Genomic DNA, 14,766 nt, shown 5'->3' on the forward strand with positions numbered 1-14,766 from the left:
ACGCTTTTTGAGCGTGAGCCTAGGCGGCCGGACTCTGACGAGCGACCGAAGGCAGATGCGACCGCATCTTGCCCAGCAGCCGCTGCAGGTCGACGGGCTTCGTATCAAAATCGGAGCAGCCGACTTCGACGCTCTTGTCGCGATCGCTGGCGAGCGCATGGGCGGTCAGCGCAATGATCGGAATGGCGGATGTCGCCGGATTGGCCTTGATCCGCTGTGTTGCTTCCCAACCGTCCATTTCGCCGAGCGCCACATCCATCAGGATCAGATCGGGCAATTCGCTCGCTGCCATGTTCACGCCCGTTGGACCGTCACAGGCACAGCAGACAGAGAAGCCGTTGCGCTCGAGACGGCGCGTAAGCATGTCCCGGTTCATCTCGTTGTCTTCGACCAGCAGAATCCTATGCATTGGCAATCCCGGCTGACGCAGGCAGAGCCGTGTCGGTGAGGTCGGGGACGAGCGTCGCCGCGGCGTAACGATCGGTCTTTCGCCGGCCTTCGACGAGCGGTATGCTGACCGTGAAGCGGCTGCCTTTCCCGGGTTCACTTTCCACGGTGATTTCGCCGCTCATCAACTTGCAGAGCCTTTGGCTGAGCGCCAGCCCAAGCCCCGTACCGCCATACTTGCTGGTGCTGGAGTCGTCGGCGACGGTGAATTTCTCGAACAGTTTCGCCATTTGATCCGGCGCGATGCCGATTCCCGTGTCCACAACGTCAACGACGAGTTGATCTCCCGCCGCGCTCTTCAGGCGTCGTGCGGCAATCTCCACCTTCCCGTTGTGGGTGAATTTCGTGGCGTTATCGGTCAATTGTCCGACGATGTTGCGAAACTTGCCGGCATCGCAGAGCGCGGTCCCGAGATCGGGGGAGATCGAGCAGGCGAACTCGTTCCCGCTTGCCTCGACCGAGGTCATCGCCTTCTCAGCGATCTCGCGGAACAAGGCGCAGAAATCCGTCTCTTCCAAGTGCAGCTCCATCTTGCCGGCTTCGATCTTCGAAAGATCGAGCACCTCGTTGACGAGCTTCAAGAGGTGTTGCCCAGCCATGTGGATCTTGGTCAGGTCAGCAATGCCCTCGCGATCGTCGTCGAGTTCGGCGTCTTCGAGCAGCATCTGGCTGTAACCGATCACCGCGTTGAGCGGCGTGCGCAACTCGTGACTCATCTTGGCCAGAAATTCCGATTTCGCGGCTCCCGCGCGCTCGGCTTCCTCGGTAGCCGCGCGCAGCGCCGACGCCGTTGCCATGTGCTGGCGCATCTCGCTTTCAAGCTCGCTCTGCGATGCCTGGATCTTCGCGTAGTAGAGCGCCATCATCGCCACATAGATCGACGCTGCCGTCGTCGAGACGAGCCCGAGCCCCTGCATCGCAGCAACTGGCAGTTTGCTGTTGACTTCGAATGCATGGAAATAGAAGAAGCTGAAGATCGCGACGTTGACTGCGAACATGATCATGACGATCAGTCGTAGCTTGCTCGAGGAGCCCAGATAGAAGAAAGCGAGCAACGGTATGACGAGCACCCAGGCGAGCGTGGGAGACGTCACGCCGCCATAGAAGAAGCAGCTCCAGAGGATACAGAAGATCAGGTTTTCGATCGAGACCAGCGCGAGCGTGTCGTAGGTCGCGCCGGCGCGCAGGATGAACGGAAATACCCAGAACAACGTGATCGACGCCGCGAGCACTGCCACGTCATATCCCGGCGCGGGGTCAAGCAGATAGATCGAAATCGGAACGACGTTTCCGATGAAGGGACCCAGGATGTGACTGACGAGAAACACGTGAGCACGGTTTCGCGTATCGCGATCGGCGGCGATGCTGGGCGGAATGAAGTAGTTGACCAGCTTGTCGAGGGCAGCAATCGCCCTTGCAAATTTGTCTTTCATGAAACTGAGCCAGCTTCTGCGAGTTGGTTTTCCGATATTCCGGTCCGTCGTGCTTGCGCTCGTGCAAGCAGAAATATGCAATTTCCGGCAGCTAACCTTTTCAGAGCTCAATTAAAACCCCGTTAATCGGCCAGACTTCCTGGCTAAACCGAATTTTAAAGGGCCGAGGGCTAGCCTGCGCCCAATTTGAATTGACGGGTGGCGACATGCCCTTTTTGCAAGAAGTCGTTAGGCTTATCGATTGGTTTATTCCGACACGGTCAAAGCTCGAGCGCTCCGATCGGGGACTCGCGCAGAACTTCATATTCACACACCTGTTCGGGCCGCTGCTTTCACAGTCCATCAGTCTGTTTCTCTATCTCAGCGACCCGCACCGGGGCGCTGCCTGCTGGACCGTAATCGTCTGCATCTGGCTGTTCTGGACGCTTCCGTTCGTCTACAGGGCGAGCGGCAATCTGCAGCTCTCGGCGCTGATTTCCGTCGAGCTGCTTGCTTTCACCTCGCTGTTCGGCGCCTATTTCTACGGCGGAGTCAGTTCGCCATTTCTCCCGTGGTTGCTCGTCAGCCTGCTGCTCGGCTTCTTCTATATTTCGCAACGCCCGATCCTCATCGTTGGCCTGTTCACCTTCAACATTCTTGGCTTCGTTCTCGCCTACCTGCTGTGGGACTTTCCGACGCTTCTGTCGCACGAGCAGCTTTCGATGGTCGGGTGGATCTCGATCCTGTCGGCCACGATCTACATGTCGTGGATGGCGATCTATTACGCCAACATGATCACGGTCGGGTCCGAGCTCGAGCGCGAGGCCGTAAGGCATCGGGAGACGGCGGTGCGCCTGCGCGAAGCCAAGGACATGGCCGATGAGGCAAACCGCGCGAAGTCGATCTTCCTGGCGAAGATGAGCCACGAGCTTCGTACGCCGCTGAACGCGGTGATCGGCTTCAGCGAGATCTTGCTCGAGGGCGTGGAATTCGAGGGCAAGAACAGCCGAAGGAAGCCAGACCTCGAACGGATCAATTCCGCAGGAAAACATCTGCTGTCGCTGGTGACCGATGTCCTTGATCTGTCCAAGATCGAGTCAAACCATATCGAACTTAAGATCGAACAGTTCAATCTGAATGACATGGTTCGCGAGGTTGTCGCCACGGTTCAACCCGCGGTAGCCGAAAAGAAGAACAAGCTCGTCGTCAGGTGTCCGTCCAACCTGGGCATCGTGTCCACGGACCAGACGAAGCTGCGGCAAGCCGCGCTCAATCTGTTGAGCAATGCGGCGAAGTTCACGGAAGGGGGCACCATCATCCTGTCCGCGCAGCGCCGCAAGCATCAGGCGGGCGACTGGATCGAGATCCAGGTGCAGGATACCGGAATAGGCATCAGCGAGTCCGAAATCGGACGACTCTTCCAGAATTTTGGTCAGGCCAACCAGACGACATCTAGCAAGTATGGCGGAACGGGCCTCGGTCTTGCGCTGAGCCAGAAACTCTGTGCCTTGATGGGCGGAGGCATCTCGGCAACCAGCGAGCCGGGGCGGGGATCCTGCTTCACGATACGCGTGCTGGCCTGGATGACCGAGCAGCGGCCGGCCGACGAACCATCCATCATGCCCGCGTTTGCGGCTGTCAGTCCATCGGCGGTGTAACGATGTCCATCCAAAGCACGAAAGTGACGCGTCTCGAGGACTTTGCGTCACAGGAGTCGAGCACCACCGACAGTAATGCTGAGGTGCGTCCACACTTGCTGATCGTCGACGACATCAGCGACAATCGCGCGATCCTTTCGCGGCGCTTCGAACGGCGCGGCTTTGCCGTCACGGAGGCGGAATCGGGGCTGGCCGCCATTGAACTCATCGAGAAGGAGGCGTTCGACCTCGTCCTTCTCGATGTCATGATGCCTGGAATTGACGGAATAGAAACCCTGAAACGGATCCGCGGTCGAAAATCGTCGTCCGCACTTCCCGTCATCATGGTTACCGCCAAGTCGGAAAGCGCCAACATCGTCGATGCCCTCGAGTGCGGCGCCAATGACTACGTCACGAAGCCGGTGGATTTTGCGGTCGCATTGGCGCGGGTGAATACGCAGATCAGCCGCAGACGCGCGGAGCAGCAGGTGGAGGTTGCGAATGACCAGCTTCGCCGGACGAACGAGGCATTGGAGGCGCGCGTGGAAGAGCGCACAAAGCGCCTCGCCGACGCCAATCAAAGGCTCAAGGAAGAGATCGCAGACCGCGAGGAACTGCAGGCGCAATCCCAGTACCTCGCTTATCATGATTCGCTGACCGGGCTCGGCAATCGGCTGCTGTTCAAGGAACAGCTCGAGGAGGCGCTTACAGACGAATCGGTGACACCGCATCCGCTTGCCGTTCTGTTCGTGGACCTCGATGGGTTCAAGGCGGTCAACGACACCGGCGGCCACTCGGTCGGCGATTTGCTTCTGAAGTCCCTTGCCGCCAAGCTTCGCGACCTGCTGCCGCCGACGGATCGCATTGCGCGACTTGGCGGCGACGAGTTCGCGATCCTGCAGGTATCAAGTGTCCAACCATCGTCGTCGATCACGCTTGCGGAGCGGATCATCGAGGTTGCGGCACATCCGCAGACCATCGAAGGGCACGATGTAACTGTGGGCGCGAGCGTCGGAATCGCGATTCTGCAGCCGGGCGAAATGAACGCGGAAGCCGCCCTCAAATGTGCAGATCTCGCGATGTACAGCGCGAAGTCCGGCGGCCGCGGCACTTTTCGCATGTTCGATCCGAAGATGGATGCCGCTGTCCAGACCAGGCGGTCGCTGGAGCGGGATATGCGCAACGCGTTGGCCCACGGCGACTTCAGCCTGTTCTATCAACCGCTGGTTAACCTGCAAAGCAGGAAGGTAGCCGCCTTTGAAGCGTTGATGCGCTGGCATCACCCCGAGCGCGGCTCGGTGGCGCCGTCGGAATTCATTCCGGTCGCCGAGGAGATGGGCCTGATCCTGCCGCTGGGCGAATGGGCGTTGAGACAAGCATGCATGGAGGCGGTTCACTGGCCGGACGAAATCAACCTCTCGGTCAATCTGTCTCCTTTGCAGTTCGCCAAGGGGAACCTTGTTTCAACCGTCATGAGCGCGCTCGCTTCATCGGGACTGCCAGCGAACCGCCTCGAGCTGGAGATCACGGAGTCGGTCTTGCTCGAGAAATCCGACAGAAACATCGGGATATTGAACCATCTGCGCTCGCTGGGCGTGCGGATCTCGATGGATGATTTTGGCACGGGCTATTCCAGCATCGGTTATCTGCGCAGTTTCCCTTTCGACAAGATCAAGATCGATCAATCCTTCGTCCGGGACGTGCTCATCGACGAGGGAAGCCTAGCCATCGTTCGAGCGATCGCCGGGCTCGGTGTGAGCTTCGGCATGACGACAACCGCAGAGGGAGTCGAGACGGAAGAGCAAATGCATTGCCTGAGCCGGGAGGGCTGTATCGAAGTTCAGGGATACCTGCTCAGTAAACCGGTGCCACCGGCTGAAGTGCCAGGATTGCTGGAGCAGCTTAAAGCCGGTAGAGCGCCAGCTTCCGATTCTTGAAGTGTGTGTTTCCACGGCTACATGACGCCGTCTCGAACTCCAGTCGCGATTGGTCCTCAACGTGGCAAACTTGCGCCTTCATCCAGGTCGGTGACGGCACCTTGGCAGCTGCTTCGGTCCGTCTTGCTCGGTCGTCGTCTCGGCTTGGAGCATCGCTACGCGCTCATCTGCGCGAGCGCCCGGTCCTCGCGCGGCAGGTCTAGCCGCTCCCAGACATCGATCAGCGCCTTGACGAGCGCTTCGATCATGTCGCCGTCGTGATGGGGCGAAGGCGTGATGCGCAGCCGCTCCGTACCGCGCGGCACGGTCGGGTAGTTGATTGGCTGGATATAGATTCTATGCTCGGTGAGCAGGAGGTCGCTTGCGTCCTTGCAGTGCTCTGGATCGCCGACGAGGACGGGTATGATGTGCGTCTCGCTCGGCATGACCGGGAGCCCGGCCGCCCTAAGTACTGCCTTCGTGCGCGCTACGCGGCGCTGATGCTGCTCGCGCTCCCAGTTGGAGCTTTTGAGGTGGCGAATTGCCGTGGTTGCAGCGGCACAAATCGGCGGCGGAAGGGCTGTGGTGAAAATGAAGCCGGGTGCGTAGGAACGCACTGCATCGATCAGCGCGGCATCGCCCGCAATGTATCCGCCCAGACAGCCGAACGCCTTGGCAAGCGTACCCTCGATGACATCGACGCGGTGCGCTGCGCCCTCGCGTTCTGTGATGCCACCGCCGTGCGAACCGTACAGGCCAACCGCATGCACCTCATCGCAATAGGTCATCGCATTGTACCGCTGCGCAAGATCGCAAATGCCGTTGATGGGTGCGACGTCACCATCCATGGAATAGAGGCTCTCGAACACAACCAGCTTCGGCCGTTGGGGATCGGCCCGTTTGAGCAGCTCTTCGAGGTGTCCGAGATCGTTGTGGCGCCAGATATGCTTTTCCGTCCCGGACTGGCGCACGCCCTCGATCATCCTGATTATTTTGGTGATTGCTTTGTTGGGTGGCTTTAGCGGCATTGGCGGCGGCCCATTTTATGGGACCGGCTACTACGGCGGTGGTGGACTGGGCCTCGTGTTATCCTGCTGATTTTGATTCTGCTGGGCAGAATCTGAATCGTTTCGGCCAAGCTGTTTTTGCCGGACAGGTTTTGTCAGGGCTAGGGACCATCGAGGACCGTTGCCGTCGTTCCTGGCGCCTATTTTGTTCGCCTGCCAAATCCGGTCGCAGCAAAAACCGCCTCGCAGAGGGGCAAGGCGGTTTAAGGACACCGAGCGAGTTTGCGTTTGTTCTAAACGTGAGGTTCAGGGCAATGTCGAAAACCAATCATCAACGTCCTTACGGGCTTGATCCTTGGCGTAGCCGTAGCGCTTTTGCAGCCGACCTTCGAGCTCATCGCGCCGGCCGTTGATGGCGGTCAGGTCATCGTCCGTCAGTTTGGCCCAGTTCTGTTTGACCTTGCCCTTGACCTCGTTCCAATTCCCTTCGATTCGGTTCCAGTCCATGATGTATCCTCCGGCTTACGTGAATCCGCAACGCTTAGAGCAGCGTCTCGTTCCTACTCGTCGCAGCCGCGGTGTGGCGTGCAATCGGGAAATGGGTGCGTCCGGTGAAGAACAGTTTAGGGCGGACGAAAAGAAGCCTTGAATTCAGCACAGAGCTTTCAGAACTCCGAACTAGCGCGCGCGAGTACATCCAGCCCCTATATGCGCAGCGGGCGGAACGACGCTGTGGCGGACCGCTCAATCTTCTCAAATATTTCGTCCTGCAGTGCGAACAGGCGTCTGGGAACGATTCTCCGTTCCAGGCGTCGATCTTCCGCGTTGCCGTGGAGAACTCAGATGATAGGCGAAGATATCGATGGCCCAAACAAGCTCGACCAGGCCAAGGAAGCTGTTCAGGCGGCTACCCAGACGGTCAAGGAAACCACTCGGTCCGTCGCCGATGCCGTCGAAGCAGGCCGGCACCCAGGTGCGCCTCTCGACCGCTTGGCGCGTTGGGCTCAAGAAGCGCCCCTACACGCAGTTACTATAGCGTTCTTGGTCGGTGTTCTGGTCGGGCGCAGATAAATAGCCAATGCATTTCGAACGTTCTGCCCGGGGTCGGATTTCCCCGCAGGGGACGATCCTCACTCACACGCTTGCACGAGCGGCCGGTACGCTCGCGCCATCCGGTGCGCTGAGAAGAACTCTTCGAAACGTTGGCGCACTTTCTTCTATCCAATCGCGCGAGACGATGAAGCCGGTGAGCCGCCTAGATTCGTACGGCAACTCGCGAGCGAAGGCTCACCTACTAATGGATTGCATCGCCAAGACCAGCGTCGCTGATAGCAGCGACGAAAGGGCGAGCAATGTCCAATCCGGTCTCGCGCTTCCTGCTGCTATCTGTCCGAGCAGCAATTCTATCCGCCTTATCATTCGTCCCTGGGAAGCCGGTCAAGATAGGCGAGTCCAGAACACGTGAGTTCTTCAGTCTCGCTTTGGCTGGCTTCCATCCTCCCTTGCAAATGGCGCTCCAGTAGGCATCGTCGACCGTCCGCAACGTCGACATCGCGATGCGTCGCCAGATAGACGGTCCAAGCCGTGTCGACCGCCTTTCGAAGAACTTCATCGACCATCCTCCAACTCCAACAAGTGTGACCACTGGGAACCCTCGGCGTGCTGCGGCATCGCCGGGCGCATCTTGGCCCACTGCCGCGTGCCATGCAGCGAGTCAAGTCGGAAAGCCGGATGCCGGAAATCGGCACGTCCGATTTGACAGCAACTAGCGTTGTCCTTGGAGTTTCCCATTTTTCCCGGAGCGTCCGAGTTCGACGGCAACAGATTTCGCACGTTGGAACCTGTCGGGGCGGCGCTCGCACGCTCCGGGATCGACTGAAAACAAACGTTCAGGGTAGCCCGCAGAATTTAGCTAAAGGACTTGCCCGTCGATGGCTGCGGGAAAATCCTCTCCTCTTCTGCTCGTTCTCGCCGTCCAATTCGGAAGCGCGGTGGCAATGGCTTCGATCAAGTCGCACCCAATCGCATTTGAGCACGCGCATTGTTTCGCCGAACGGCAATGCACCCCACGGCGGAGCTCGATTTGGTCGGGTCACAGCTCAGTCGCCACAGTAGCTGAAAGCGCCAAAGTATCAGGCGACTCGGATCAATACGTTTCGAGCAACTCCATTACTCGTCCAATAAGCACGATGAACAAATGTTCATTTAGTTCAACTTCTCGACCGACCTTCAGCCGGAGAAACTTTCTTGGCGCTTTCGGACTTATTGCATGGGAAAAACTGGAAGAAGCGTCCTGGAGGGGCGCTGATCAACTTTTCTGTGCCGTTGCAAGTTTGCGGAGTTTGTAAAACCCCGACGAGGCCGCGCTCCCGCGCTCGAGAACTTTAAGGGCGACCCTTCGATGTCTATGCTCAGCTCCGCCGTTCAACGATCCACCCTCGGGCTTCATACGCTCGAACAGTACGAACCGCTGATCGGCAGTGCGACAGTCGAGCGCATAGCCGCCAAGGCCGAGCGGATGCGCACGATGCGCGTCGCCCATGTCAGTTCGACGTTCTATGGCGGAGGCGTCACCGAACTGCTCACGCCGCTCACCCTGATGATGAACGCAACGGGCATCGAAACCGACTGGCATTTGATTCAGGGAACGCCGGGCTTCTTTGGCTGCACGAAGAAGCTTCACAATACGCTGCAAGGCGAGAGCGTCGACTTTTCGGACGCTGAAAAGACGATCTACGAACGGGTCGTATTCGAAAACGCCACGCGGCTGCATCTTGAGGATTGCGACGCGATCGTCGTGCACGATCCGCAACCTCTGCCGCTGATCACGCATTTTCCCGACCTGGAGATGCCCTGGTTCTGGCAATGTCACGTCGACCTTTCGTCGCCGCACGCCCAGGTATGGACTTATCTGCGCAAATTCATCGAGCAGTATAAAGCAGCCATCTTCTCGCTACCGGAATACGGCCAGGATCTTCAGGTCGACCAGCAGTTCGTCACCCCGGCGATCGATCCGTTCTCTGCGAAGAACCGGGAGCTATCGGACCGGGAGATACGGGAATTCCTCAGCAACTACAAAATTCCGACCGATCGTCCATTGGTGACCCAGATTTCCAGGTTCGATCGATGGAAGGACCCGATGGGCGTGATCGACGCCTTCCGAAAGGCGAGAGAGCAGATCGACTGTAGGCTGGTGCTCGTCGGCAACAACGCCTCCGACGATCCGGAAGGCAGCAATATTCTCGAGACGATCGAGCGCGTTGCCGACGAAGACATCATTGTTCTTGCAGTCGATGATCCAACGCTGGTGAACGCGCTGCAGCGCTCGGCCGCGGTCGTCCTACAGAAGTCGCTCCGCGAAGGTTTTGGTCTCACGGTCACCGAGGCGATGTGGAAGGGCGCCGCCATCATCGGCGGCGACGTGGGAGGCATCCGGCGCCAGATCAAGGATGGATGGAACGGATTTCTGGTGAGCACGCCCGATCAGGCGGCGGCAAGAATGGTCCAGCTCCTGAAGGAACCCGAGCTCCGGAGGCAGGTCGGCCTGCGGGCAAAGGAAAGCGTCCGACAGAACTTTCTGATGAGCCGGCTATTAGAGGATTGGCTCGACCTGCTGTCCAACTACGACCGACCGGTGATCTGACGGTCGGTTTCATCTCGATGGTGAAAGCCGATGCGAATTGCCCAGGTAGCACCTTTGGTCGAAAGCGTGCCTCCCAAGCTTTACGGCGGCACTGAGCGGGTGGTGGCGTGGCTGGTCGACGAGCTGGTGAGCCTTGGGCATGAGGTGACGCTGTTTGCCAGCGGGGATTCGAATACCACTGCCAAGCTTCATGCCGTTTGGCCGCGGGCGCTTCGCCTTGGTCGGCCGAGGACGGATCCGATGGTGGCGCAGGCAGCCCTGCTGGAGGCGGTGGCGCGGCACGCGACGGAGTTCGATATCATCCACGCCCATATTGATTGGTTGCACCTGCCGCTCCTAAGCCGGCTTGGCGTGCCGTTTCTCACCACCTGCCACGGGCGCATGGACTTGCCGGGCTTTGCAAACGTGGTCCGCTGCTTTCCCGATGCGCCGTTCGTCTCGATATCGGATAACCAGCGCGCACCCTTGAGCGAGGCCAACTGGATCGGCACCATTTATCATGGCTTGCCGGCCGACCTGTTCGAGCCGTCCTTCGAAGCGGGCTCCTACCTCGCCTTCCTCGGCCGGCTTACAGCGGAGAAAGGACCGGAAGCCGCCATCCGGATCGCGCGCGCTGCCAAGGTGCCGCTTCGTATCGCTGCAAAAGTGCCACGGGGCGAAACGGGCTATTTCAAAGAACAGCTCGAGTCGCAGATCGACGGTAAACAGGTCCAGCTCACCGGGGAGGTCAATGATGAAGCGAAGCGGCAGTTTCTGGCGGGCGCTGCAGCACTGTTGTTTCCGATCGATTGGCCGGAACCGTTCGGCCTCGTCATGATCGAGGCCATGGCGTGCGGCACGCCCGTCATCGCGTTCAAGTCCGGCTCGGTGTCGGAGGTCATCAACGACGGCATCACCGGCTTTGTCGTATCCGACAAGGCAGAAGCCGTTGAAGCGATCGGAAGGCTTTCCGAGCTCGATCGACGTCAGGTGCGAATGCAATTCGAGAAAAGGTTTACCGCAAGACGAATGGCACAGGAGTATCTCCGCCGCTACAAGACATTGATTCATCCCGATGTGAGCGAAGTTCATCCCGGCATCAGGCCCGCCTTGTCTAAAGGTTCATCTGGCGCTTGCTCACATCGCGTACGTTGAAGTGACTTATGAGGGTGGAAACTGCAATCACCATCACCAACCCGACCAATCCCATCAGGCCCGCCATCAGCATGTCTTTGCACCATGTGTAAAGTTGGAGCGTCAACCACTCACTTCAGATTTGCCGGCTTTTCCCGCAGCGGCACGTTGGCCGCAGGTGGTGGGCAATAGTTCAAAAGCCTAAACAGCGCCTTGGCTTCGAGTTCTTCCTTGGCATGTCTGCAGGCTTTAAAATCTTCAAGGATAGAATTCAAAAATCTCTTCGACGGCTTTGCTCATCGGAATCCACTCACGCCGCGATATTCTGGCATGGTGCTGCGCTGTTTATTCCGGTTGCTTTAGCCCCGGAGACGATAGCCAATCGTTTATACGCAATGCGGTGTCGGCCTGCCGGGCTTTTCTCAAGAGCTCTTCTCGCTCCTTTCCGTGCGGCATTTTCTTGGCTTCTTCGCGTAGGCGTTCGGCTTCCTGCGCAAGTCGATCAGGGAACGACAGGATTTGTTTAAAACGGCGTCGCTGCATGGCGCTGCTCCATTTCCATGGAAGGCGGGACCGGCGTTCTCATCACCACTTGCTGTCCCGCGAGCGAAGAGGTCCACAATCGATCCGCTTAACCTTCACGAGCGTGAGCCCGATGGACTTGTGGCATTTCGGGCAGATTGGGGGCTTTGAGGCATTCATCGCACAGGTGCACCGGACATTTTTGGCAACCGTATTGGAAAGTGTATTCCTCGAAATGGGGACTGTAAACATCTAAATTATTGATATTATTAGTACTTTTACCAATTCTTGGATTTTTTGGTTGTTGAAGGAACTTGGTTTGATTGAGTGAATTGAGCAATTTACTAATTTCGCGTTGAACACTGAAAATGCTCTGCGTGGAGGAGGCCATGAACGATCTCCGTGGTGAGCGATTGCAGATCATGCTTTCGCCGGAAGAACTATCGGTGATTGACGACTTCAGATTTCAGCATCGTATGCCTACCCGAGCCGCGGCTGTTCGCGAGTTGCTTAAACTGGGCCTCGCGTCGACTGCGACCGCTGGCAATGGCATGAAATCCAGCAACTATGGCGTGTTCAGTCGCGGACCTACCGGTCATCTGGATAGCGACGCCACCGGCGAGTAGCGCGTCCCAGTGAGGGTTCGTTGTGCCATGTCTATGTCCGCGTTGGGTCCAGAAGGCGACCTCCAGCATGCGGGCGGTAGTGGTGCAACGCGGACAGGAATCCGTATGCCCGCTGCGCGCGAGACTGACCAACGGGTGCCTTCCTCAGATGTTGAGATTTGGTGTCCAGGAAAGGATAGGATCACCACGCGCCGTGCGAGATTGACCTTGCTAGGCTTTTGAGCCGTCCGGTGATTTCTTGTATATCGTCCACAACTTGATTTCGCCAGAATGACTTGAGCGCTAGGGATGCGCCACTATGCGGTCCTTTGGAAAAGAAAGGTCTATTGTCAGGCCTGCGGGGTTCCAATCCCACGCGATCCCGCCTCCAAATTGGCTCTGCACCGTTGCACGGGAGAGTAGCGTACCAAAGCCCTCTACCTCTGCTTGACGACCAACCGGTGGTCCTCCGCGTTCCGTCCACGTTAGCACGAATTGGTCAGTGTTTTCGGAGCACGCGATATTGATGGAGCCACTTTGGCTCGAAAGTGCCCCGTACTTTGTGGCATTGGTTGCAAACTCGTGCAATAGCAACGCAAAACCGGTCACCACGTCGCCCGCGATTGGAATGTCGGGTCCGCTGATCGTGACACGCGCCCGGCCTTTGTCGGTGCTGCCATCATAAGGAGAGAGAATCGTCCCAATCAACGTATGCAGCAGCGTTGAGTGTTGCATTCGATGAGTGCCATCGGCAGTCAGCTTCAACGTTAGGTCGTTGGCTTTCGCGAGGGACAACAAGCGGTCTCGCACCACAGTAGCGAGTTCTTCCGCTGTTTTCGCCGATCGGGCACTCATCGTGACCACGCCGCCAGCGACAGCAAAGAGGTTCTTGATGCGATGGTCCATCTCTCGGAAGATCAGCCGCTGCTGCTCCTCTGCTCGCTTTCGAAATGAAATATCGCGGGCTATTTTCGAAGCGCCGACGATCTTGCCGTCCTTGTCTCTGATCGGGGAGATCGTCAGCGAAATGTCGATGGTGCGGCCATCCTTGCGTTGGCGAACGCTTTCGTAGTGCTCGACGCGCTCACCGCGCCGGATGCGGGCAAGAATGGTCGGCTCCTCGTCGTGACGGTCGGGAGGGATTAGCATCATGACCGACTTCCCAATCGCCTCTTTAGCGCTATAGCCAAACAGCCGCTCCGCGCCCTGATTCCAGCTTGTGATGATGCTATTGAGGTCCTTCGAAACGACCGCGTCGTCGGATGATTCGATGATCGCAGCGATGGCTCGATAGCGCGCCTCACTCTCTCGAAGCCGCTGTTCAGCCTCCCGGCGCTCGGTGATGTCGACCAGCATGTTGACAGCGCCAATCAAAGCCCGTGAAGCATCGAACAGGGGCGTTGGATACGGAATGAACGGTACGCGCGTGCCGTCCGGCCGTTCGGCGACCGCTTCCATGCCTCGGATAGGACGCCGCTCCTTGAGCGCCAGCGCCATCGGACATTCGGCGTGCGGGAGGGAAGTGCCGTCCGGCCAATAGAGCTTCCATGATCCGCAAAACTCGGCGGTCCCTAGCGTCGGTCGGCATCCCCACAATTGCGCCGCCGCTTCATTGTAGAAGGTGATACGGCCGGCGGCGTCGGTCATATAGAGCGCTACCGGCAGTGCCTGCAAGAGTTCGTCGGATCCCCACGCCCCTTGATCTACGTTCGGCTTCTGCAGGGAGACCAGCAGCGATTCGATGTCGTCTTGTTCGGCGATACTCATCACACCCTCACGGCTGGAAAAACCTAACTTGCCTAAGCTGTGTCACAGTGGAAGCGGCAACGCTTTGTCTCGATGGCCGCGACAAGACCCCTGAGATATTTCAGAGGATGAAACGTGCCTTGGCGCGGATAGCGCAGTACGTGCTGCTGCGCGCAATGGGCGAGGGGAACGCCGACCAGCCGACGGACGGGCGCGCCGACCTTGCGGACCGCATCCAATTCATCCTCAATGATCTTCGCATCGGTGTCGCGCGCCTGAAACAGAAAACCGTCCAGGCGCCGGAAATCGCAGTCGATGGATTCCCGCTGCTGGATTTCCTCGATGCGATCCACCGCTGCGGCCTGACTCTCGTAGAACAGGCGGGATGTGTCCTCCCCGCGCAGGCCGATCATCGCGGACGTCAGATCATCGCAGAGCGGCGCCAGATGCGCAGTGGTGCGCGCCGTTATGCCGCCCGCGATCTTCCCACGATCGAGCACGATGACGCGCGAACCTCCGAGGGCGAGTTCATAGGCCGTAGAAATCCCGGCAATACCCGCGCCAATGATTACAACATTGCATTCCTTGCCGCCCTGCAGCGGTGTCGCGTTTGGGGCGACCGCAACGTCCATCCAAAGCGACTTGCTGCGCCGATCGATGAAAGGATCCATCCGAAAGCCCGATAAGTCGACAAATGATTTCTGGAGGTCAAACGGCC

12 protein-coding genes and 2 pseudogenes are annotated in these 14,766 nt (G+C 58.5%); 6 read left to right on the top strand and 8 right to left on the bottom strand.

The features are described 5' to 3' along the window. Positions 1 to 19 precede the first annotated feature (19 nt). Positions 20 to 409, bottom strand: coding sequence for a response regulator (locus V1292_RS22240; RefSeq protein WP_334374801.1), 390 nt, complete (start codon positions 407 to 409; stop codon positions 20 to 22). Continuing rightward, the gene (locus V1292_RS22245) at positions 402 to 1,880 is read right to left on the bottom strand and encodes a sensor histidine kinase (protein ID WP_334374802.1); all 1,479 of its coding nucleotides are present in this window, start codon (positions 1,878 to 1,880) and stop codon (positions 402 to 404) included. Before V1292_RS22245 ends, V1292_RS22240 begins: the two co-directional genes overlap by 8 nt. Before the next feature lie 206 nt (positions 1,881 to 2,086). On the opposite strand from V1292_RS22245, the gene V1292_RS22250 reads away from it, so the two are divergent. Both V1292_RS22250 and V1292_RS22255 read left to right on the top strand, forming a co-directional pair. Further along, the gene (locus tag V1292_RS22250) at positions 2,087 to 3,517 is read left to right on the top strand and encodes a sensor histidine kinase (RefSeq protein WP_334374803.1); all 1,431 of its coding nucleotides are present in this window, start codon (positions 2,087 to 2,089) and stop codon (positions 3,515 to 3,517) included. Positions 3,518 to 3,519: 2 nt separating this feature from the next. Beyond that, positions 3,520 to 5,433: a putative bifunctional diguanylate cyclase/phosphodiesterase gene (locus tag V1292_RS22255; protein WP_334374804.1), complete on the top strand. Its 1,914-nt coding sequence runs from the start codon at positions 3,520 to 3,522 to the stop codon at positions 5,431 to 5,433. Between the two features lie 155 nt (positions 5,434 to 5,588). On the opposite strand, the pseudogene hemA reads toward V1292_RS22255, so the two are convergent. Further along, a pseudogene (gene hemA, locus V1292_RS22260) lies at positions 5,589 to 6,395 on the bottom strand (5-aminolevulinate synthase); the annotation flags it as partial. On the opposite strand from hemA, the pseudogene V1292_RS22265 reads away from it, so the two are divergent. Continuing rightward, positions 6,355 to 6,536: pseudogene (locus tag V1292_RS22265) on the top strand (DUF3309 family protein). The pseudogenes hemA and V1292_RS22265 overlap by 41 nt on opposite strands. 189 nt (positions 6,537 to 6,725) lie before the next feature. On the opposite strand, the gene V1292_RS22270 reads toward V1292_RS22265, so the two are convergent. Next, complete coding sequence (locus V1292_RS22270; RefSeq protein WP_108522348.1) at positions 6,726 to 6,926, bottom strand: CsbD family protein; 201 nt, start codon at positions 6,924 to 6,926, stop codon at positions 6,726 to 6,728. A 1,894-nt stretch (positions 6,927 to 8,820) separates the two neighbouring features. Here V1292_RS22270 and V1292_RS22275 point away from each other — a divergent pair. Further along, on the top strand, positions 8,821 to 10,062 hold the full coding sequence (locus tag V1292_RS22275; RefSeq protein WP_334374805.1) for a glycosyltransferase: 1,242 nt from the start codon (positions 8,821 to 8,823) through the stop codon (positions 10,060 to 10,062). A 30-nt stretch (positions 10,063 to 10,092) separates the two neighbouring features. Next, on the top strand, positions 10,093 to 11,196 hold the full coding sequence (locus tag V1292_RS22280) for a glycosyltransferase family 4 protein (RefSeq protein ID WP_334374806.1): 1,104 nt from the start codon (positions 10,093 to 10,095) through the stop codon (positions 11,194 to 11,196). A gap of 324 nt (positions 11,197 to 11,520) precedes the next feature. Here V1292_RS22280 and V1292_RS22285 read toward each other — a convergent pair whose 3' ends face one another. Both V1292_RS22285 and V1292_RS22290 read right to left on the bottom strand, forming a co-directional pair. Continuing rightward, a complete protein-coding gene (locus V1292_RS22285) occupies positions 11,521 to 11,718 on the bottom strand; it encodes a hypothetical protein (RefSeq protein WP_247834207.1) in 198 nt (65 codons plus the stop codon). A gap of 88 nt (positions 11,719 to 11,806) precedes the next feature. After that, positions 11,807 to 12,088 carry a hypothetical protein gene (locus tag V1292_RS22290; RefSeq protein WP_334374807.1) on the bottom strand — a complete coding sequence of 94 codons (282 nt, stop codon included), beginning with the start codon at positions 12,086 to 12,088 and terminating at the stop codon, positions 11,807 to 11,809. On the opposite strand from V1292_RS22290, the gene V1292_RS22295 reads away from it, so the two are divergent. Beyond that, positions 12,087 to 12,323: a hypothetical protein gene (locus tag V1292_RS22295; RefSeq protein ID WP_334374808.1), complete on the top strand. Its 237-nt coding sequence runs from the start codon at positions 12,087 to 12,089 to the stop codon at positions 12,321 to 12,323. The two genes, V1292_RS22290 and V1292_RS22295, sit on opposite strands and share 2 nt — an antisense overlap. Before the next feature lie 282 nt (positions 12,324 to 12,605). On the opposite strand, the gene V1292_RS22300 is transcribed toward V1292_RS22295, so the two are convergent. Both V1292_RS22300 and V1292_RS22305 read right to left on the bottom strand, forming a co-directional pair. Further along, positions 12,606 to 14,069 (bottom strand): PAS domain S-box protein, encoded by a 1,464-nt coding sequence (locus tag V1292_RS22300; RefSeq protein ID WP_334374809.1) that lies wholly within the window; start codon positions 14,067 to 14,069, stop codon positions 12,606 to 12,608. A 32-nt stretch (positions 14,070 to 14,101) separates the two neighbouring features. Beyond that, a complete protein-coding gene (locus V1292_RS22305; protein ID WP_334374810.1) occupies positions 14,102 to 14,719 on the bottom strand; it encodes an NAD(P)/FAD-dependent oxidoreductase in 618 nt (205 codons plus the stop codon). Positions 14,720 to 14,766 lie beyond the last annotated feature (47 nt).

It is taken from the genome of Bradyrhizobium sp. AZCC 1719 (assembly GCF_036924525.1).
Taxonomy (GTDB): domain Bacteria; phylum Pseudomonadota; class Alphaproteobacteria; order Rhizobiales; family Xanthobacteraceae; genus Bradyrhizobium.